This window comes from Desulfospira joergensenii DSM 10085, assembly GCF_000420085.1.
In the GTDB taxonomy this organism is placed as follows: Bacteria; Desulfobacterota; Desulfobacteria; order Desulfobacterales; family Desulfobacteraceae; genus Desulfospira; species Desulfospira joergensenii.
This window is the reverse complement of record NZ_ATUG01000003.1, coordinates 484,577-504,626: the sequence shown is the minus strand read 5'-3', so window position 1 is coordinate 504,626 and position 20,050 is coordinate 484,577. Positions and strand designations below refer to the sequence as shown.

Genomic DNA, 20,050 nt, shown 5'->3' with positions numbered 1-20,050 from the left:
AACTTAATTTTAAACATGCTTGTATATCATTTTTATTCATAAAAGTAAAAACACAAGTCACTATGTCTTCTGCCCCGGAAATTGAAATCAGTCTGAACAACTTTGACATCATCTGGAACAAACTCGATGAAGAAGCCAGGATCGAAACGGTGAAAAAGGCCGCCCAACTCGACCCTGCCCTTGCAATTTTGCCTGTGATCCAGGGACTTTTATCCTATCATTTTAAAATGCGTTCTGAATCCAGACGAATTCTGGGTCTGATTATTGAGAAAATAAACCTCCTTTTAAATGAAACCGATGACCCGGATAAATACCTTAGGGGCCTAAAAGAATCCGGCCGGGTATCTGCCAGAATCTATCAGCAGATCCGGCCGGAAATGCAGTTCAACGAGCAGAGTTCTTTATTTCAATCCCTGCTTCAACTGGGGGAAAGAGGGGCCTATTTTGCGCTGAAAACCGTGTTAAGGGGGACCATCACCCTGGAAACCATGAAAAAGGTTCTCTTTGCCGCCGAAGATGTACACCGCCTTTATTTCATTGACCAATATCTTAAAACTTCCCCGGATATCCGTCTTGACTACGGACCGGTATGCAAGACCATTCTACAAAAAATAAGCCATCGGGATCCGGTGGTAAAATTCTATGCCGGACTCTTTGACAGAAATCAGGATGCAGACCCTTTCCTGAATCATATTGATTTTAACTTGAGAAACCCGGACCTTGTTCTTGAAAAGGAAATCGCCTCAGCCTCCCCAACCTTAAAAGTAATGGGACTCAAAGCCCTCGCCATGATGCAGGACAAGGTACCCTGGGAAATCCTGGCCCAGACTCTTGAAGGCCAGGAAGTTAAAAAGCTGCGGTCCGTTGTGTACCGGATCGTTGAAAATTCCGCCGTCGGCGTTTATCCGGAAATGTTTGATCCTATTTTGGAGCAACTGGGCCGGTGTAAAGGCCCGGAGGCCGTACATGCATTCAAAGCCCTGGTCGTTACCGGATCCATGCCCCCCTTCGGACTTGTCAACCTGGTACGGAAAAGATTTCCTCAACTTTTGCCGGGAATATACAGGGAAATTGCCAGCCTGTCCCGGATCTCCTTCTTTTTTGTCCAGGATATCGCCCTGAACAAGGACCGGTACCTGGAAAATAATTTTCAGATCAACCTGGCCTGTGTCCTGGGGATGATACAGAAGCGGCCGGAACGGGTGGTCAGGATCATGAAGGAGGTTACGGACAAGAGAGGCAAAAAACCGGCCCCGGATTTCAGAAAGTTTGTTGAAAAGACAAAAGTTCTTTTGGCAAAGGAAAGAGAGGATATCGAAAAACCGGACAAGCTTATTGTCCAGCAGACAAAGCTGAAAAAAGAATCCCAGCCCAAGGGTCTGTTTCATGCCCTTCTTAAATCCTCCGAAGAGAAAAAAATAGATGTGCTGAAAAGCAACCTGAACCAGGACACCATTGAATTCCAGGATCAGGTGATTGAGGGGCAAGCCCTTACCAATCGAACCTTTTTCAGATCCCGGATTTTTTTTAACCGGGCTGTGATCAGGAACTGCGACCTTTCCGGATCCTATTTCGGGAATACCTGTTTTAAAGACTGCGTGCTTCTCAATGTCAATATCAATGATGCAGAGTTTGAGTCCATTGATTTTGACCGTGCCGTTTTGATTAATGTGACTGCCCTGAAAACCGTATTCAGAAACTGCAGTTTCCAGGGAGCCAGAATGCTGAACTGCAATTTCGCCAGGGCAGAGCTTGAGGATGCAGTGTTTATTGACGCCCGGATATCCAAAACCGGATTTGACAATACCCGCCTGGGATTTGCCAGCTTTGCCCATGCGGTCATATCCGGGGTTTCCTTTGTCTCGGCCGACCTTGATCAGGCCGATTTTACCGGGGCCAGGGCCAGGTTTTCCCGGTTTCCTGCCCATTCAAAAGCCCTTTTCGGAACACAGAGTCTGGATTACAATGCCAGACGATACCAGCTGGAAATGGAGGACCTGCCTCAAATTGATAAGGCTCTGGTTCACGAGATCAACCAGTTGATCTTCTGTGAGTTCATCCACCATGGGGAGATGATGTTTTTCAAGCAGAACCGAATCAGTCTCTTAACGGCCTTTGATATTTTCAGGCCTTCCCAGGCTGAATTTTTCCAGATCGTTCCCCTGCTGATCCATGAAAACATTGAATTTATCGGCTCCGGCTCCATTGATCCCGGAACCCCCTGCGGCATTGCCGATTACCTTCCTTCGGTGCGAACTGGACAGCTCCTGGGAAAATATACGGGGATGAACCGGTTCGAGCTGAGAAGAAGCCAGACCCCCTGGATTGAAGGTCTTTTTACCATGGGCAGTGTGGGCTCCCTGGCCCAGACCTCTGAATCTGATATCGATTATTGGGTCTGCATCAATGAAAATCTCATGTCCGGAGATGAGATTCAGCTTCTGGACAAAAAACTTAAATCCCTGGAACATCTGGCCAGGGAACGGTTCAGAATCCACGTCACCTTTTTCCTTGTGGATGTATTGCGGGCCAGAAACAACGATTTCGGAGGCTTTTCCCAGGAAAGCTCGGGTTCTGCCCAGGCCAGGCTGCTCAAGGAAGAGTTTTACCGGACCATGATTCATGTGGCGGGCAGGCTCCCTCTCTGGTCGGTTCTGCCCACGGCCATCAGCCTGAATTACTATAATCTGATTTACGGCCAGGTGACCCATTTTTCTTCCATGTGCCGGTATATCGACCTGGGCGACATCCACGCCATCCCGGTGAATGAATACTTCGGAGCATCCATATGGCAGATGTTCAAATGGCTGAAAAGTCCCTTTAAGTCCATCATCAAAATGGCCCTGCTGGAAAAATACATTGCCTCCTACGGCAAAGAGGCCCTGTTGTGCAACCAGTATAAAAACGAATGGATGAATTCAGGCACCCACCTCAAACTGACCCAGAACGATTCCTATATTATTCTCCTGAACCATCTTCTGGCTTTCTACTCCCTGCTGGATGACCCAAAATCAATGAACCTGGTTCTCACCTGTTTTTTCCTTAAACTCGAAATCTCAAAGAAAAAACAGATTGATACCGCCCCTTTGGGCCTGCGCAAGATTCTGCTGGAAAAATGCCTTGGGGACTGGGGGTGGGATGAAAATAAAGTATTTGAAATCGGCAGGTTCAGAGAATGGAAATATTCATGGGTTCACCGGCTTTCCACCACCCTGGAAAAATACATGGTGGCCAAGTATAAAAAGGTAAAAGAAGAGTTTAAAAGCCGCTCCCAGGGACTTAAAATTTCAGAATCAGACCGGAAAGTCCTTGAACGCAAGGTTCAGATCGAATTCCAGGACAAGCCCTTTAAAATTAAAAAACTTTTGTTGGTGTCCCGGGGCCACCGCCATTTCCCCAGGCTCTATATCCGGAAACAGGAGGACCCGGGCTCATTGGGGCAGTGGGAACTTCTCCACTCGGAGTCCAAGACCCGTCTCAAAGGAGAAAAACCCCTGTTTACCGCGGACAGTATCGAGGTGATCGGAGCCTGGCTGATCACCAACAGACTCTATACAAACCAGTCCATTATCTATCTGATTCCCAATCCCAGTCCGGTGACCCATGATGATATCAAAAAACTCTATGATTCCATGCATGATTTCTTTTCAACCGGCCTGAACAAAATCACCAGCTTCAGGGATCTGGAAAGAACCTCCTCCGTGGTCGTCAGCCTCTTTGTTTCTCTTAATTTCTATGAGAGACGGCGCAGTCCCTTTATTACCGATTATTGTGCAGCCTATGTGAACGCCTGGGGGGAGATGTTTTTCCGGAGCCATGAAATCGGCAGAAAATTTAAAAACCTGGATGAAGCCAAAAAAGACATTCTGACCCGGATCGGGTTAAAATCTTTTCCTACGGATACCATGTTCTATTTTTCACGGGGCCAATAATTTCTCTTAAATTCTGTTGATCCGTCCAGATTCCTGTAAGACCTTCCCTGCAACAGAGACTCTGGCCTAATTCCCATAAATATGATATAGTCCCTGACTAAAATTAGCTGGCCAAATTGCCGTTGCGGCTCAAGTGCCCCCTGCATTAGATTGACTTTTCAAATAGAAAGATATAAAGAGATAAAACTTTTTTCCAGTAAGGGCTTGAGATTGAAAAAAAAAGCTGTAGTGTGTCTGAAGACCGCCATCATAAACGATTTGGGAATGCATGCCAGGCCGGCCGCAAAAATAGCAGAAATGGCCATGGAAGCCCAGGGCGAGGTCTGGATTTCCAAGGGCTCATCCCAGGTGGATGCTTCCAGCATCATCGATATTCTTACTTTGAATGCGGTCAAAGGCACCTGCGTTGAAATTCAGGCGGAAAACCAGGGTGATGAACCCATCTTAAATCGGATCAAACGTTTTTTTGAACAGGGATTCGGAGAATTAAACAATGAGTAACACCACTCCCGGACAAACCATTCTCAAGGGGATCAGTGGATCCCCCGGAATCTGCATCGGCAAGGCATACCTTGTGGAGAAGGAAGGGGTGAACATCATTGAGCGGTACCCTGTTTCCGATGCCATGGTCCAGGGAGAAATCGACCGGTTTAAAAATGCCGTTTCCAAGGCCAAAAAAGACCATGCCAAGATCATAGAGGCCCTGGACGACGACCTGAGTGAAAACCTGAATATCCTTGAAGCCCACATGATCCTGTTCAAGGATAAGATGCTCTACGGCAAGACCATTGACACCATATCCCGGGACAAGATCAATGCGGAATGGGCCCTTAGAAAGGTTTCCCGCCAGGTCAAACTCATGTTCCAGCAGGTGGATGACCAATACCTCCAGGCCCGGGTCAACGATATTGTCCAGGTCTCGGATAAGATCATGTCTTATCTTATCGGGGCCCGGGACATCAACATTGCCGATATTAACAAGAGGGTCATCCTGGTGGCCCATGACCTGTCTCCGGCCGATGCCAGTCAGATCCAGCTGGAAAGGATCAAAGGCTTTGTCACGGACAGGGGAGGGCGGGATTCCCATACGGCCATTGTGGCCAAATCCCTGAAGATTCCTTCCGTATTCGGTCTGGGCAGGGCCACCATTGACATCAACAACGACGATATTCTCATCATAGACGGCTCTTCCGGCACTATCATCGTCAATCCAGATGAAGAAACCCTGTTTAAATATGAAGAGCGGATGGCCCGATTTGCCGCATACCAGGCCGACCTGGAAAGGGAGAGCCACCTTCCGGCCGTGACCCGGGACCAGGTTCCCTTAACCCTCATGGCCAATATTGAGCTGGTGGAAGAGGTGGTGGCTGCCAAGGACAACGGGGCCATCGGCATCGGTCTTTTCCGGACGGAATTCCTCTACCTGGATCTGAAACGGTATCCCACGGAAGAAGAGCTGCTCCAGAAGTACAAGGAACTGGCGGAGCTCATGACTCCGGAGCCGGTGACCATCCGGACCCTTGACATCAACGGGGACAAGTTCAACCCCTATATCGATCCTGTGGAAGAGGCCAACCCGGCCCTGGGTCTTCGGGCCGTGCGGTTTTGTCTTGAAAACAGACATATCTTCATTACCCAGATCAAGGCCATTCTCAGGGCCGCTGCCTTCGGCAACATCAAGCTTCTGATTCCCATGATCTCCTGTGTGGAGGAAATCATCCAGGTCAGGGAAATCCTTAACCTGGCCGTTGAAGAACTCAAGGCCGAGAGCAAGATCTTTAACAAGGATATCCCCCTGGGCATCATGATTGAAGTCCCTTCCGCCGTGATGATGGCCGAAGAACTGGCCGGCCATGTTGATTTTTTCAGTATCGGCACCAATGATCTGATCCAGTACTCCATGGCCATTGACCGGAGAAACCGGCGGGTGGCCCATTTATACCAGGCCCTGAACCCTGCGGTATTGAAAATGATAAAGATCACCTGTGATGCGGCCCAGAAAAACGGGATTGAAGTTGTCATGTGCGGCGAGATGGCCGGGGATCCCATCAATATCCCCGTGCTCATGGGGCTGGGCCTGAGAAATCTTTCCATGAACTCGGCCTCCATTCCGGTAATTAAAAAACTGATCCGGAACCTGGATATGGAGGAGAACCAGAAGATCGTGGACAAAGCCTTAGAGTTTTCCACGGTTGAAGAGATTACGGAGTATGTCCGGACTGCGTATAAGGACATACTTCCCTACCGGGAAATTGAAGAGACCGCATGACCTCAGAGGAATACATAAGGCTCATCGCCACCAATAAAAAAGCCAGGCACAACTATCACATTGATGATGAGTATGAGACCGGAATCGTTCTGAAAGGCTCTGAAGTCAAATCCATGCGGGAGGGCCGGGTCAGCTTCAAGGATTCCTATGCCGACATCAAAAACGGAGAGGTATTTCTGCGACAGCTCCATATTTCCCCTTACAAGTATGCCTACAATGACAACCATGAGGCTCTTCGGACCCGGAAGCTTCTGCTTCACCGGTATGAAATCAAAAAACTCATCGGCAAAACCAAGGAAAAGGGCTATACCCTGGTTCCCCTGAAGATCTACTTTAAAAACGACAAGATCAAGGTGCTGATCGGGCTCGGCAAGGGGAAGAAACTCTACGACAAGAGGGAAACCATCAAACTGCGGGACGTAAAGCGGGATCTTGACCGCCAGAGAAAAAAGTACTCCGGCTGAAACCCTGTTGACTTTCAGCGGTGCAGGCTTATAATAGTATTACCTTTTGATCTTTTACAATTTGGGGGCGAAATGGCTTCGACGGAGATTTTGAAGCCCAAGGTAGCATACCGAGTTTTTTGTCAGCTCGTTAACTTGGCAAAGCATTAAATATAATCGCAGATGATTATAATTACGCTGTAGCTGCTTAAACCAGCTTCCGTTCTCCCGGCATCCTTTCTGCAGATCCGGATCAGAACGTCATAATTGCAGGACCGCCTTTACAGATGCCTGTTCTTTAAAGGTTGAATTTCTCAGGCTATACCGGAAGATACCCATCCTGAAGGGGCTCCGCCGGCCAATATCAAAGTTCAGGATAAGTATGTAGAAGCCTGGGTAGATTGTTTTCGGACGCGGGTTCAACTCCCGCCGCCTCCACCAATTATTATTAATAAATTCAGAGTGTTGTAACGATAAATGCCGTGGCCGTGGTGGTGTAAAGGTGGTGTGAGAAACATTCATTTGTACCCACAACTCAACATTACGCTGCTTTAACTATTTCAAGCCCTTCTAATAAATCTTTCCGAATTGCAGGCCAATTTTGGTATTCAAAATATCTTATAAATTTCGCTTCTATTGTCTTTTTAATTAATCTTCTTGCGTCTGTATCATTACCCAAAATTGCGAAAGCACATATTTTAACGCCATCATCCTCAGATTGTGCAGTTAGATTTCTTAGTATTACTTCAGCATAGCATTCAGAATCAATTTTTTTGGAAGCCAACTGCCAATTTATAACAACGGGTTCAATTTTCAGTTGATGGTAGTGTCAAATATTTTTCGCACTTTTGATTCTGGTCTCAACTCAGTTTCATAATTTAAGCTGCATATTCTTTGTTAATTTTCATTTCTTTTAATAATTCCATATTCAGGTATTTTTTCGATCCCCACTTGGTGCCTGCAATATGTCTGAGTCGAGCTCCAACCAGCATAATAGCAGAGTTCCCATCAGGGAAAGCACCCACCACTCGCGTTCGTCTACGGATCTCTTTCATAATCCTCTCGAGAGGATTATTGGTCCGGATCCTCCGCCAGTGCTTACTTGGAAAATCATAATATGTGAGCGTTTCTAAAATGTTTTTTTCAACTTTTTCGGCAGCAGATCTGAGTTTTTTCTCTTTTAATTTCAAAACCACAGCCTTTGCCTTTTCAATTGCTGCCTGTTTATCTTCAGAAGCGTGAATAGCCTTGAGCATTCTGGATACTTCATTCATTTTGCCGCGAGGGACGACACTGAATACATTTCTATAAAAATGAACTGTACACCTTTGCCATTTGGCATCAGGATAAAAGTCACCCAAGGATTCAACCAGGCCAAGGCAGGCATCACTAATTACGAGTTCAACACCTTTGAGACCCCGTTGCTTTAAATGCTTTAGGAAACCACTCCAGCCTGCTTTATCTTCTTTGTGGCCTTCCTGGACACCTATTACCTGGCGATATCCCTCCTGGGAAACGCTGACGGCCACGAGGACAGATACATTACGGACTTCATTTGCCCAGGTTCTTTTGAGAACAATGCCGTCCAAGTATACATATGGATGATTACCTTCAATCGGCCGGTTCCGCCAGTCTTCTATATGTTTATAAATCTTTTTGTTCAGATTGCTCACAGTGCCGGGACTGACCCGAGTTCCCCAAAGCGCCTGGGTGATATCTTCAACCCGTCTTACAGACACACCCGCCAGATACATCTCTATCATGGCTTCTTCAACTGAAGATTCTCGGCGTTTATACCGTTCGATGATAGCGGTTTCGAATTTCTGTTGTCTCAGCTTAGGCACGTTCAGTTTAACCTCGCCTGCCTTTGTATGGAGGTTTCTTTGATAATAACCGGCTCGGGTATCAGTTCTGGATTGGGTGCGTTGGTAGCGCTCTGCATTGCAAAGTTTGTCAGCTTCTGCATCCAACATTTTATTGAGCGTCTCTTCAACTGTGCCTCTTACCATTTCTCCAAGGTGATCTTGAATCTTTGATTCATCAATTTTAATGACTTTATCCAGCTTTTGTGTATACTCTTTTTCCAAGATGGTCTCCTTTCTTGATTATTGTTTTTTCTTGGTCGATTTAACAAATAACCAAGTTGAGACCATCTTTTCAATTTTTAATTGTGCGAAATTATTTATACGTTATCCAGTTGATTGATAACGTCATTGTGGAGGCTATACATTTCTAAAACCTTTTCATACTCTTTTGCACGAAGGTAAATATATGAAAGTTCTGTTAAATAACTAACTATTGAGAGCCCCATATCATAAGCTTTTTTGATAAATTTTTTAGATTTAGAATAATCCTTTAATTGCATACAAATTTCAGATTTACATTTTGAATAAAATTGGGGTGTTATTTTATACTTCTCATCTTCTAAAAGTTTATCAATTTTTTCAAAATTATTTTTACCTAAAGCCATCGAAACTTTAATCAGTTCGTCAAAGGCAGTGAAAGGTTTTGGAGTGGAGATAACTTTAAGGAAATATTTTTCAGCCATTTTTAAATTTTGTTGAATATTAATAAAATATAAACCTTTACTTATTAATAGGCCGCTGTTTTCGTTTATATCAATATCTTTCAAGTGAATTTCATAAAAATCTTTTGAAAGTGATTTGTATCCATTATTGTTTGGAAAATCCGGAAGTGAAACCATTATTTCATTAATCAATTCATTTAAACTGTTCCTTTTAAGCTTGGAACATTTTGATTTTAGTTGATATATTTCTTTGATTAAATCTTTTGAATTCTGAAAATTTTTTTTAGCTATGCCCTGGCTAACTCTTAAATTCAATGCGTTAAAATCTTTAGGATTTATATTTACAGCATTTTTTATGTGATTCTTAATTCTCTTTTCATATTCTGTTTTATCCTTCACCTTTTCACATTTGTATTCCAAAATATCTAGTTTGTAGTTCCAAGCAATATTAGATAATGATGGATGTAATTTTAAGCTTTTCTCCAAAAGGAGGAGAAGGTCGTTTAAATTGACCGCACTGTACACAGGATCATTCTTGAAAAGCATATAACCAGTTTTGGCGGTTTCATTATAAATTTCATATCGATATGAAAAGGCATCTATTAGTCCATGAATATATTCATATCTTTTTCTCAGATCAAAAATACTATTCGCTTTCTTTAAATTGTAAACTACATTGTGCCTGTCTAATTCAATTAGACGATCACTCCAATTTAGTGATAATTGATTATTATTGAGATATAACGATATGGAAACCATTTTGGAGGCATATTTTGATTTTGAGTTATTTTTTTGTGAATTTTGATAGTAAGCTTCACACAAATCATATGCTCCTTGAAAGTTTTTTTTATTAATCAAATCTTCTATCTCTAAAAGGTTTCTTAAATCTGACAAAGGCAAATCCGAATCATTGTCTTTTGAAATATCATTGATAAAATTAGAAATATCATTTTTGCGATTTGAGTTTTTTATTAATTCAATTTCTTCTTTAATAAAATTATTTTTTGATAAGTTATACTTGTCTTTAGTTATGTTATTAATGGTTTTTTGAAGTTTTGATTGCTTAATATTAGATTCGATATCAAGACCTCCGCCAATCAGGTCATTGTAAGCTCGTGCTAAAAATTCATCAAATCCATCTATTAATACGGGGTAAACTTTATCTTTCCACAACAAGTTACGCAGAACCCTACTAATATGATCTTCCTCTCTGAAGCACCAATAAATTCCATTTTTCAAATAGTTATCCTGTTTTGTTAGAAACTCTAAAACATCCATCACCGAGCGATCATTCCCTGAGTAACCAATTACAATTAGTCCAAATTCTTTACAAAATTCAATCAACTTTTCTTTTGTGTTTTGCTCTAAAGACTCAGTTTCTTTAAGAGTACTTTTAATATCATCGAAAAGGTAATCGCCATGTAGTTTTAATATTTTGGGTCGTTTTGATGTGATCGAAATAGAATGGATTGAAGAGTCATGAGCACAATAAATCGGCCTATTATTTGAAAATTGATAAAAAGCCTCATTTACTAGATCATCAAAATTAGTTGTAAAAATGGTACTAAAAAAATGTTTATCTACAAGTGAAACTAAATATGCGTAGCCTATAGAAGGGACTCTTTGATCAACTTCTTTTTCAATAAATCTTCGTCGCTGACTTGGCAAATCATATTTTTTTTCAAAAAGAGAAGAATATGGATTTATTGAATTATACCAATTGGAATGTTCCTTTTTAAAGTATTCAATTGCTTCATAAGTATCTTTGGGTAGTGTGTGGTTGAATCTTTCAAAAAGTTCAAATAGCCATTCTTTAATCAATTGATGTGCTGTTCTTATCCCAGAATTTATTGATGCTCCAGCACCCAAAAATAAACTATAATTAGCGGTTTCACCTTCACGGGTTTGAATATGGCGGATAATGTCGGATTCACTTCGTAATTTATGAACAAGATCGCCACCATCTGCAAATAAATCTTTCGCCTTCATAGTCACCTCATATAAAAAATTAGGCTGAGCAAAATTTTAAATTTCGAACTATTTTTTTCTATATTGTTTAATAACTTGCAATTTTTTGCCGTTTATCATTTGGGCCATTTTAAAAGAAGTATCATCTTGGAACTGACAATAGCGATCAAAAGCCTTATTAATCTCATGAGACGAGGCCTTTCTGGCATTATCGGTCCCAGCCCGCCTGGCTATTTCTGTAGTAGTCGTATGCCGTGTTCCACCATACAAATCCAATCCTTGAACGCCTAATTCATCGCAAGCCCGATCCCACCATTTTTTGAAATATTTTTGACCAAACGGCTGATTAGGCTGGACGCTTTGAATCCCGCCATGATGACGAAAAAAGGGAATATCAGGTAAAGCTAAAAATTGTTTTTTTAGTTCCTGGAAAGTTTCAATATGGTGGTCAAGCAAGCGGACGGTTTTAAATCTGAGACCATAAAGAAATTGAAGGGCCTCTTTGGCATTGGAAAAGGTTTTGTTCACGGCAGTGCCTAAGCGGACAAAACAGGAACCGGAATCAGTTTTATTTTTATGGGAGGGACAGATGAATAGTTCTTTGCGTTCATTGAATTTGAGAGAGTTTCCACAGAGTCTGCATTTTTCGCGTGTATAAATGCCACCTTTCATACAAAGCCCTCCAATGATGTTGATAGAGGGTTTAGTATTATTTCGAAGCGCGATTGTCAATCAATTCAATAGAATATAGAATTAAAAAGCTGTTGAAGTTTGGAGATCAACCTGATTTACAATTTCATTGCAAGCCTATCCTAAAGATTAAAGTTTTGGACAGAAAATTAAAAATATAATATACTGATTTTATAGAAAAAAATGGCGGAAGCACCTGGGGATCGAACCATGGTTTCTCGACAAAAGCTTATTAAAATTCAAGCTGTTATAATATAGTTTTTGGAGGATTGACGGAGTTTGTCGAGTAGACTTTTAGGCAGTCAATTTTATAATGAATGAGTAGAATTTTCATCAGTTTCCCACCAGCCGATCAAGCCTCCAACTAATTTAGTGCCGCGCTTCTGACTTTACATGAACAACCCCTGAACTATTCCGTACCCTTTGTTCAATTGTATTTACAGTTGTTCCGGTATCAGATCTGCGTATGAGCATTTTTAGGTTTCTTAAATCCTTGTCCCAATCTTTCAATACTCTCTCGGTTGTTGTATTGCTGTATCTTTTTATGGATAATTGCTCTTTAATTCTAACTGAACTCTTGCTCAGAATTGAATGTATTTTTTCAAAAGCAGGTCTGAATTGATTAAATTTGGATTTGTTATGCCATGAAAGATCTTGCGCACAATAAATCGTTCGGCTGATGAGAGATCGTGCGGTTGTAGAAAAATCTAAGATAAATCCTTCTCTATCGTTTATATTCTCTGTTAAATATAAATTACTAAAATAATCTGATTCAATGTCTAAATGATTATAACCAGGAGGGTTAAAATAAAAGCTGTCTTTGCCACTCTGGAAGTATATTGGACTGTAATAGCCTTCCTTATATATCAAAATTTCCCTTAGACCGCTGGATGGAAAAGTCCACTTAAAATATGAAGGAAGTTTGAAATAGCCATTACTATCAGTCGCAGTTATGTGTATCGCCAAATAATCAGAATTGGGTCCCCCTACATTGATGGCTTCGATGAATTTGTAGTATTTGTCAATGCAAATAACATGTGCTCCCTTTATCGGAAGCTTTGTATTACTGTCCAATAATGTGCCGGACAATCCCGGAAAACGTACTGGCATTGCGCATGAACACATCAGTAAACATAAAATAGAAACAAACAGTAGGCATATTACTTTTCTTGTAGACGGGAGATCCATTTTTTCACCAAGTGCAAATTCAATTTAGGGTTAAAAATATAAAATTCAACTGGAGATTATCCTTATTTTTTTGCCATTTCAAAAGAAGTATCATCTTGGAATTGACAGTACCTGTCAAAGACTTTGTTGGTTTCATGGGCAGATGCTTTTCGGGCATTGTCACTACCGGTCCGCCTGTCTATTTTTGTAGTAGTCGTGTGCCGCGTTCCATCATATAAATCGAAACCTTGAACGCCTAATTCATCACAGGCCCGATCCCACCATTTTTTAAAATATTTTTGACCGAATGATTGATTTGGCTGGACGCTTTGAATCCCGCCATGAAGGCGAAAAAATGGAATATCAGGCAAAGCTAAAAATTGTTTTTTTAGTTCCTGGAAAGTTTCAATATGGTGATCAAGCAAGCGGACGGTTTTGAATCTGAGACCATAAAGAAATTGAAGGGCCTCTTTGGCATTGGAAAAGGTTTTGTTCACGGCAGCGCCGAAACGGACAAAGCAAAAACCCGAATCAGTTTCATTTTTATGGGAGGGGCAGATGACTAGTTCTTTGCGTTCATTGAATTTGAGAGATTTTCCACAGAGTCTGCATTTTTCGAGTGTATAAATGCCACTTTTCATACAAAGCCCTCCAATGAGGTGATTGGAGAATTTAGTAGTATTTTATAGTGGGATTGTCAATCAATTCACCAAAATTTAAAAAGGAATAATGGTGAGATTGAAAGAGCAGCGGCCCCGGATTATCCCCACCATATTACACAGAAGGGTGATCAAAGGCAGTAGACATTCTTTTCAGATGAAGATTACCAGGCCATATATTGCCCAATGGTGCAATGCAATGCAATGCAGAGATCTTTATATCCTCAGACACAGACATTCCGGCAATGGGTTTCCCGGACCCGGAAAGATGCGGCCAGGGCCAGAAGGGCAAAGATGAACATGGCAATAAACCCGTTGTGGTAATCCGAGGCCGCGTAAATTCTGACCCCGTTTTCCAGGGTGCCGGCCCAGGTTTGGTCGGCAAGATAGCCGAATAACGGCTGCATCAGAGCCGTGCCGATAAAACATCCCGTGTTGACCACACTCACGGCCATCCCTGAAAGTTCGGGATGGATAATCTCCTTGGCACAGGCAAAGGTCAGGACAAATCCTGATCCGGCAAAGCCCATGAATCCGAAGAGCAGATATCCGGGAAGTCCGGGAGACCAGGATGTATACATAAGCAGAATCCAGGACAAGCTATAAAGTGCTACGCTGGCAATGAGGATGGGTTTGCGAAGGCCCATTCTATCGGAAAACCACCCGAAAAAAAGCGCTCCCACGGCAAAGCTTAAGAGCATCACGGTCATATGATCGGCGGCCGTTCCCCGGGTCAGTCCGTGAACATCCCTCAAATATGGGATTCCCCACAACCCCATAAAGGAATAAAGCCCGCCGATCATCCCGAACTGCACCCAGAATCCCGGCCAGATTCTCAAGACCATGATCACCGATCCCAGGTTTTTGATCCAGTTTCCGGGTCTGGGTTGGGTTTTGTTTTGATCCGAATAGAGATTGGGCGGAGCAAAGCCCATGTCCTCAGGTCTGTTCCTGACCATGAGAAATCCTAGAAAAGCCAGACCCAGCGAGAGGCAGCCGATACCCATGAAGACCATTCTCCATTCAAAAAAGGTCAGGAGAGAGGAAAGGGGGCCTGCTGCCAGCACGGAACCCAGGTTGCCGAAGAGCAGGGTCAGCCCGCTCATCAGGCCGAAGACCCGTTCATGGAACCATACCGAGTTGTTTTTCATGATACTGACAAATACCACGGAGACCCCAAGCCCCACCAGGAAACGGCCGGCACAGGCCATTTCAAAGGAGCCTGCCATTCCAAATACAATGGAGCCGATACCGGCCACCAGATTTCCGGAGACAACGGATGTCCGGGTTCCCAGGGTGTCTGCGATGACTCCGGAAGGGATCTGCATACATGCATATACAAAGAAATAAATGGCCGACAGGGTTCCCAGCCGGGTTCCCGTGGTCTTGAATTCGGCCATGAGGAACTCGGAAACCACACCCGGGGCCATGCGGTGGAAATACACCAGGATATAGGTCAGGATCAGGATGAAAAAAATGGACCACTTTGCCATTTCAAATCCAAGGGGATTGGGCTCACAGGTTCCGGCTGCTTCCTTTGTCATATCAGATACCCTTTATCAATTTAAAAATTCATCCTAATTATCATCTTTCAAGCCAATATGCTATATAACAGCTTTACATTTCCGGCGGGCAGGGAAAAGGAGGATGTTTTAGAGGCAATGGGACCGGACAAGAAAAAACTGGACGCCCTGGAAAAACGGATGGCTGATTTGGGCATACAAAGACAGGACCTTGAAGAAAAATTCATCCGATCTTCGGGCAGGGGAGGGCAGAAAGTAAATAAAAGCTCTTCTGCCGTATTTGTCCGCCACATTCCCACCGGGATCTTTGTTAAATACGGAAAGCACAGATCCCAGCATCTGAACCGGTTCATGGCATTGCGCAGCCTGGTGGACAGGCTTGAGGAAAAGAGTACCGGAAAGATGAGCCGGGAAACCCGGGAGATTGAAAAACTGCGGAAGCAAAAGCTTCGGAGGAAAAGAAAGAGCCGGAAAAAGGCAGGGATCTCAGACCAAATGCCGCCTAAAGATGAATGATTTCCATACTTGTATCGGCAACCATGGCCAGGCCCATGTCGTCAACCTGGTTGAACACCTTGTCTATCTTGGAGTTGATTTTTCTCACATCGTTGCCCACCAGGGCGAATCCGATCTCGGCCCAGTCGTGACTGTCGTTGAGCCGGGTTTCTGCGACACTGATATTGAACCGGTTCTGCAGTCTTGTGACAACGGCTTTGACGATCTTCCGTTTGGCTTTCAGGGAATTGACATCAAATAACCTGAATTTTATTTTTCCGATTCCCACCACCATGGGTTTTTCTGCTCTTTTGAAGGGCTAAAATGCTCCCAACTGGCAGGGCTTGACCCGAAGCCCCAGTTTTTCGCAGGCCGATCCGATATCGAGTTTTTTCATCTTGAATTCCAGGGCGATCTCCCAGCACTCGGCACAGGAGATCCTGCCGTTTTTTCCGGTTTTTTCCAGCCTTGACCAGAGTGCCTCATCCACCTCAATGGACGGGTCTATTTTTTTGTGGTCTTTGCCGTGACCAAACAGCCCCATCTGGCATTGGGAAATTCTAAGTTCCATAAGATCGGTCTGGATTCCGATCTCGGCCGGGCTTACCGCCAGATCGCCTGCGGCCCTGTGGGCATCTGCACAGGTGAGGCTGCCTTTGCCGGCCAGTAATTTGATCTTTTGATTGATCTTTGGATCCATCTGGACACCCGGATGTTTCCGGGCATAGTGCCCCTGGTCTTCATGTGTCATATTTGCCTGGTTTCCTGTTTTGGGTTATATAGCCTGTATGATATATACCCCAAATTTTGAATCGGATAAAGGACTGAATCCATGATTGATGAAATCGGATCCAAAGAGTTCCAGATGATCTATGTGGCCTCCTGCGGCCAGGGCATCAACGGTTTTCATTTGGTTGAATCCACCCTGGTACAATTTCCGGACAATGGAATCACCGTTGTCAAAGTTCCCCACATCCGGACGGAAAGTCAGGTGGATGAACTCATTGAAAAGGTAAAAGATGTTGAAAGCCTCATCGTTCACACCATTGTCAATACGGAACTGAGGAAATACCTGACCCGGAAGGGGATTGAGTACCGCATCGTCACCATCGACCTCATGGGGCCAGTACTCTCCAAAATTCAGACTTTTCTGAACCAGGATCCCCTTGAAAAGCCGGGGCTCTACCGGGAGACCCACCATGTGGACCTCAAGCAGGTCTCGGCCATAGATTTCTCCCTGGCCCATGACGACGGGATGAATCCGGAAACCCTGACCGGTTCTGAAATCGTCCTGGTTGGGCTTTCCAGGGCCGGTAAAACTCCCTTGTCCATGTACATGGCGGTCATGGGATGGAAGGTGGCCAATATCCCCTTTGTTCCCGGGGTCCCCATGCCGGAAGCCCTGGAGGATGTGGACCGGCGCCGGATAATCGCCCTGAACATCAATGTGGAACAGCTCCTGTCCCACCGGAAAATGCGCCAGGAAAGCCTGGGGGCGTCGGATATCTACGCATACTCCTCCCAGAAGGCCATAGAAGAGGAAGTCCTGGATGCCCAGAAATACTATATCACCCGGGGATACTCCATGATCAATGTCTCCAGCAAACCCATTGAAACCAGTGCCGAGGAAATCATCGAGATGATCACCCGGAGATTCCGGGGCCAGGCCCATCTCTGAATGGAAAATTGATGATAAGGAATTCAAAAAGACAGGGGATACCGGGAATTGACTCTCCCGTCCTTTTCCCCCTCGCTTGAACCGGTTTTCCTTATTTTTTATAGAGGCTGGGCACCTTGGGAACCGACTTGAACCGATGGTTCAGGTTCATGAGGCTTTCGGCATTTCCAATGGCAAAATATCCCCTGGGCAGAATGGTTTCATAGAGTTTGTTGACCACTTTCTCACTGGTGTCATGGTCAAAATAGATCATGACATTCCTGCACAGCACAGCGTCAAATTTATGCGAAGGAGCCGGATCATTGATCAGGTTGAATTTCTGGAACCGGACATGGTCTATGATCTCTTTTTTCACCCGTATATATCCCTGGTACTTGCCCGAGCCTCTTTGAAAATAGTTGTGAAGCATGGGTTTGGGCACATTTTTGATCTTGTCGTTTCTATATATCCCCCGAACAGCCGTGGCCAGAACGGAATGGGAAATATCCGTGGCAAGGATCTCAAAGTTGAGTCCCAGGGATTTGAACTGAACCGCCAGGGAATAGGGTTCGTCTCCGGTGGAACAGGCTGCGCACCAGATTTTAAATCGGTGTGTTTTTTTATCCGGTCGGGAATTGAAGTCCGTGAGAATCATTTCAATGCTGTTGTTCTCCCGGAAGAAAAAAGAGTGATTGGTGGTAACCGTATCAATGAACTCTATGATCTCTTTTTCATCTGCCTTCAGAAAAGAGAGGTACTCTTTAAATGATTTGCCAGTGAACCGCATGCGCTTGGCAAGTTTGGATTTTAAAAGCTCCAGCTTTCCTTCATGGAGATTGATGCCGGAAGCCTCGTACACCAGCTGCTTTAAATTCTGATACTCTTTTCTGGAAAGGGCTATGGCATTCATTCCACAAAAATAATATATTAACCGGGCAAAAGCAATTATAAATATATGGGAGAAACCGCACATCAATCCGGAAAACAAAAATTCAGACCGTCGACGCACAGCGGATTTCAGGTCCCGGCTCTTTATTTTTCTGAGTTTTGCCGCCTGGGTGATCCTCTTTGTGAGCCTTCTGGTGTTTCACCGTGCCCAGCCGGAGTTTGAGACCTTTTTTGACCGGTTTTACCGTCTGAGCCTGAGAACCGCATGGGATTTTCAATTTTTAAAATATCTGGCGTATACGGTTATCCTGGGCCTGGCTGTTTTTTTGTTCAGTTTTGCCCTGAGCCTGTCCCGGGCACGAAGGCGGACAGACCATAAAAATCATTTAATCCTGCTCGGTTTTCTATACCTTATTTTAATCGTTCTCACCTGGCTTTTTTCCTGAAACTCCAGGATCTTCCCTCAAGATTTGATCCGGTTCTGTCGATCCCCTTTTTAAATCAATTTTTAGCAACAGCCCATGGTTATTCAAGGTGGTTCATGAAAAAACAAGCCATATTCAGTTTTCTTTTATTTGTCCTGGCATTCACCCTTTTCCTGCCCGTTAAAGTTCTTGCAAGGGACTATATCATGGAATTTCTCGAAGAAAATTACAAAGAGATCCAGGAAGATTTTTCCAGAACCCCGTTGATTTACCATTCCATTCAGGTCCGTACCTCAGCAGGGCCCAAGCTGCTGATTCTCAAAGGGGACGACCAGGGACGGTATCGACAATGGCTCAGGCAGTACATTGCCAGGAACAAAAAATTCATTGCCAAGGTCGAAGATGATGATAATGACAATTTCATCTCCTCAAAAGCCTATGAGATAGAGGTGACCCGGCTGCATCCCTTTGAAGGACGAAAATGGCCCTATGGGGGAGATATCGATGATGCAGACGGGACGGTTCTCCTCGGGGACCGGTATGTACTGGTTATCGACTCCAACGATACCCGGGCCCGTCTGATTTCCTCTGTGATCGAAAAGATGGGCTACACCCCCATGGTTGCCCTGAACGGCAAACAGGCCCTGTCCGCCTTTAAAAATCAGCCGGGAAAATTCAAATTGATCATCGCCAACCATAAGGCCCCGGGCATGAGATCCGGTAAGTTTATCCATCGGATCTTAAAAATAGATCACCTGATTCCCATTCTGGTGGAAACAGGGTATCAGAACGATACGGTCAGGAAAGAGCTTTTGTCCCTGTTTTCAGGGGCCGGGTCTGTGCTGCTGAAACCCGTGGTACTCCAGGATCTTCAAAACACCATCAAAACCCTGGTCATGGAAGAGGGCTGATCCATGAAGCAGATTGGGTTTATTTTTTTTCTATTATCGGCCATCCTCTTTCAGACCCTGTTTTCAGATCCCTTAGCTGCCGGCGAATATGAATTTGCAGGATATGAGGCCAGGTTCAGAAATTTTGTCACCTGCGAGCTGACCCGGACCGGGGCGGTCTCCCCTTTCAAGGGCAAGGCCTTTAAGATCACCATGATCGATCTTTTCGATGTCAGGGATGAAGGAGATCTGACCATTGTTACCGGAGCCGTCCGGTGCAGTGTGGAAGACGGTTTCCAGGTCCTTTACGTTGCCCTGGGCGTTGAGACCCTGAGCGGCAAGGAACATGTGGTCTACTATACCATCCGGGAAAAAGATTTTACGATTCTTGCCACGGAATTGATGAAGTTCCCTTACAAGGAACGATGCCCCTGGACACGGTACTGGATCGATCTCGATTAACCGGGATCAGATCGTTTGGATTTCTTCATCCCATGCAGCAGGGCAGGGGGCTGGA

Annotated in this window: 19 protein-coding genes and 1 other RNA gene; 10 read left to right on the top strand and 10 right to left on the bottom strand. The window is 44.3% G+C overall.

Features of this window, described 5'->3' with window-relative positions; translation table 11 throughout:
* Nucleotides 1-62 precede the first annotated feature (62 nt).
* From F608_RS0126480 to ssrA, 5 genes are all read left to right on the top strand, one after another.
* Nucleotides 63-3,932: a class I adenylate cyclase gene (locus tag F608_RS0126480; protein WP_022668772.1), complete on the top strand. Its 3,870-nt coding sequence runs from the start codon at nucleotides 63-65 to the stop codon at nucleotides 3,930-3,932.
* Between the two features lie 210 nt (nucleotides 3,933-4,142).
* Complete coding sequence (locus F608_RS0126475; RefSeq protein ID WP_022668771.1) at nucleotides 4,143-4,433, top strand: HPr family phosphocarrier protein; 291 nt, start codon at nucleotides 4,143-4,145, stop codon at nucleotides 4,431-4,433.
* Complete coding sequence (gene ptsP, locus F608_RS0126470) at nucleotides 4,426-6,201, top strand: phosphoenolpyruvate--protein phosphotransferase (RefSeq protein WP_022668770.1); 1,776 nt, start codon at nucleotides 4,426-4,428, stop codon at nucleotides 6,199-6,201. Before F608_RS0126475 ends, ptsP begins: the two co-directional genes overlap by 8 nt.
* The gene (gene smpB / locus F608_RS0126465) at nucleotides 6,198-6,665 is read left to right on the top strand and encodes an SsrA-binding protein SmpB (protein ID WP_022668769.1); all 468 of its coding nucleotides are present in this window, start codon (nucleotides 6,198-6,200) and stop codon (nucleotides 6,663-6,665) included. Before ptsP ends, smpB begins: the two co-directional genes overlap by 4 nt.
* Nucleotides 6,666-6,728: 63 nt before the next feature.
* Nucleotides 6,729-7,085: a transfer-messenger RNA gene (gene ssrA, locus F608_RS35965) on the top strand.
* A gap of 100 nt (nucleotides 7,086-7,185) precedes the next feature.
* Here the strand turns inward: ssrA and F608_RS36380 are convergent.
* The 7 genes from F608_RS36380 to F608_RS0126440 form a co-directional block, all read right to left on the bottom strand.
* Nucleotides 7,186-7,428, bottom strand: coding sequence for a hypothetical protein (locus F608_RS36380; protein WP_153307613.1), 243 nt, complete (start codon nucleotides 7,426-7,428; stop codon nucleotides 7,186-7,188).
* A 94-nt stretch (nucleotides 7,429-7,522) separates the two neighbouring features.
* Complete coding sequence (locus F608_RS0126460) at nucleotides 7,523-8,707, bottom strand: IS256 family transposase (RefSeq protein WP_051148546.1); 1,185 nt, start codon at nucleotides 8,705-8,707, stop codon at nucleotides 7,523-7,525.
* Nucleotides 8,708-8,826: 119 nt separating this feature from the next.
* Nucleotides 8,827-11,160: an SIR2 family protein gene (locus F608_RS35390; protein WP_022668768.1), complete on the bottom strand. Its 2,334-nt coding sequence runs from the start codon at nucleotides 11,158-11,160 to the stop codon at nucleotides 8,827-8,829.
* Nucleotides 11,161-11,208: 48 nt separating this feature from the next.
* On the bottom strand, nucleotides 11,209-11,811 hold the full coding sequence (locus tag F608_RS0126450) for a hypothetical protein (RefSeq protein WP_022668767.1): 603 nt from the start codon (nucleotides 11,809-11,811) through the stop codon (nucleotides 11,209-11,211).
* A 387-nt stretch (nucleotides 11,812-12,198) separates the two neighbouring features.
* The gene (locus F608_RS36375; RefSeq protein WP_022668766.1) at nucleotides 12,199-12,903 is read right to left on the bottom strand and encodes a hypothetical protein; all 705 of its coding nucleotides are present in this window, start codon (nucleotides 12,901-12,903) and stop codon (nucleotides 12,199-12,201) included.
* A gap of 176 nt (nucleotides 12,904-13,079) precedes the next feature.
* Entirely contained in the window at nucleotides 13,080-13,637 is a 558-nt protein-coding gene (locus F608_RS36370; protein WP_153307612.1) for a site-specific integrase, read from the bottom strand.
* A gap of 242 nt (nucleotides 13,638-13,879) precedes the next feature.
* Nucleotides 13,880-15,199 (bottom strand): MFS transporter, encoded by a 1,320-nt coding sequence (locus F608_RS0126440; protein ID WP_022668763.1) that lies wholly within the window; start codon nucleotides 15,197-15,199, stop codon nucleotides 13,880-13,882.
* Nucleotides 15,200-15,316: 117 nt separating this feature from the next.
* On the opposite strand from F608_RS0126440, the gene F608_RS33500 reads away from it, so the two are divergent.
* A complete protein-coding gene (locus F608_RS33500) occupies nucleotides 15,317-15,694 on the top strand; it encodes a peptide chain release factor family protein (RefSeq protein WP_022668762.1) in 378 nt (125 codons plus the stop codon).
* Here F608_RS33500 and F608_RS0126430 read toward each other — a convergent pair.
* Together F608_RS0126430 and F608_RS0126425 are read right to left on the bottom strand one after the other, a co-directional pair.
* Complete coding sequence (locus tag F608_RS0126430; RefSeq protein WP_022668761.1) at nucleotides 15,681-15,968, bottom strand: DUF503 domain-containing protein; 288 nt, start codon at nucleotides 15,966-15,968, stop codon at nucleotides 15,681-15,683. The two genes, F608_RS33500 and F608_RS0126430, sit on opposite strands and share 14 nt — an antisense overlap.
* Nucleotides 15,969-15,992: 24 nt before the next feature.
* Nucleotides 15,993-16,424 carry a hypothetical protein gene (locus F608_RS0126425; RefSeq protein WP_022668760.1) on the bottom strand — a complete coding sequence of 144 codons (432 nt, stop codon included), beginning with the start codon at nucleotides 16,422-16,424 and terminating at the stop codon, nucleotides 15,993-15,995.
* Nucleotides 16,425-16,505: 81 nt separating this feature from the next.
* Here F608_RS0126425 and F608_RS0126420 point away from each other — a divergent pair, with 81 nt between their 5' ends.
* On the top strand, nucleotides 16,506-17,351 hold the full coding sequence (locus F608_RS0126420) for a pyruvate, water dikinase regulatory protein (protein ID WP_022668759.1): 846 nt from the start codon (nucleotides 16,506-16,508) through the stop codon (nucleotides 17,349-17,351).
* A gap of 91 nt (nucleotides 17,352-17,442) precedes the next feature.
* Here the strand turns inward: F608_RS0126420 and F608_RS0126415 are convergent, their stop codons facing one another.
* On the bottom strand, nucleotides 17,443-18,240 hold the full coding sequence (locus tag F608_RS0126415) for a CheR family methyltransferase (protein ID WP_027363150.1): 798 nt from the start codon (nucleotides 18,238-18,240) through the stop codon (nucleotides 17,443-17,445).
* Nucleotides 18,241-18,400: 160 nt separating this feature from the next.
* Here F608_RS0126415 and F608_RS0126410 point away from each other — a divergent pair, with 160 nt between their 5' ends.
* From F608_RS0126410 to F608_RS36360, 3 genes are all read left to right on the top strand, one after another.
* Nucleotides 18,401-18,664: a hypothetical protein gene (locus tag F608_RS0126410; RefSeq protein ID WP_153307611.1), complete on the top strand. Its 264-nt coding sequence runs from the start codon at nucleotides 18,401-18,403 to the stop codon at nucleotides 18,662-18,664.
* Nucleotides 18,665-18,759: 95 nt separating this feature from the next.
* Nucleotides 18,760-19,554 (top strand): response regulator, encoded by a 795-nt coding sequence (locus F608_RS36365; RefSeq protein ID WP_022668756.1) that lies wholly within the window; start codon nucleotides 18,760-18,762, stop codon nucleotides 19,552-19,554.
* Nucleotides 19,555-19,557: 3 nt separating this feature from the next.
* A complete protein-coding gene (locus F608_RS36360) occupies nucleotides 19,558-19,995 on the top strand; it encodes a hypothetical protein (RefSeq protein WP_022668755.1) in 438 nt (145 codons plus the stop codon).
* The last annotated feature ends 55 nt before the right edge of the window (nucleotides 19,996-20,050 follow it).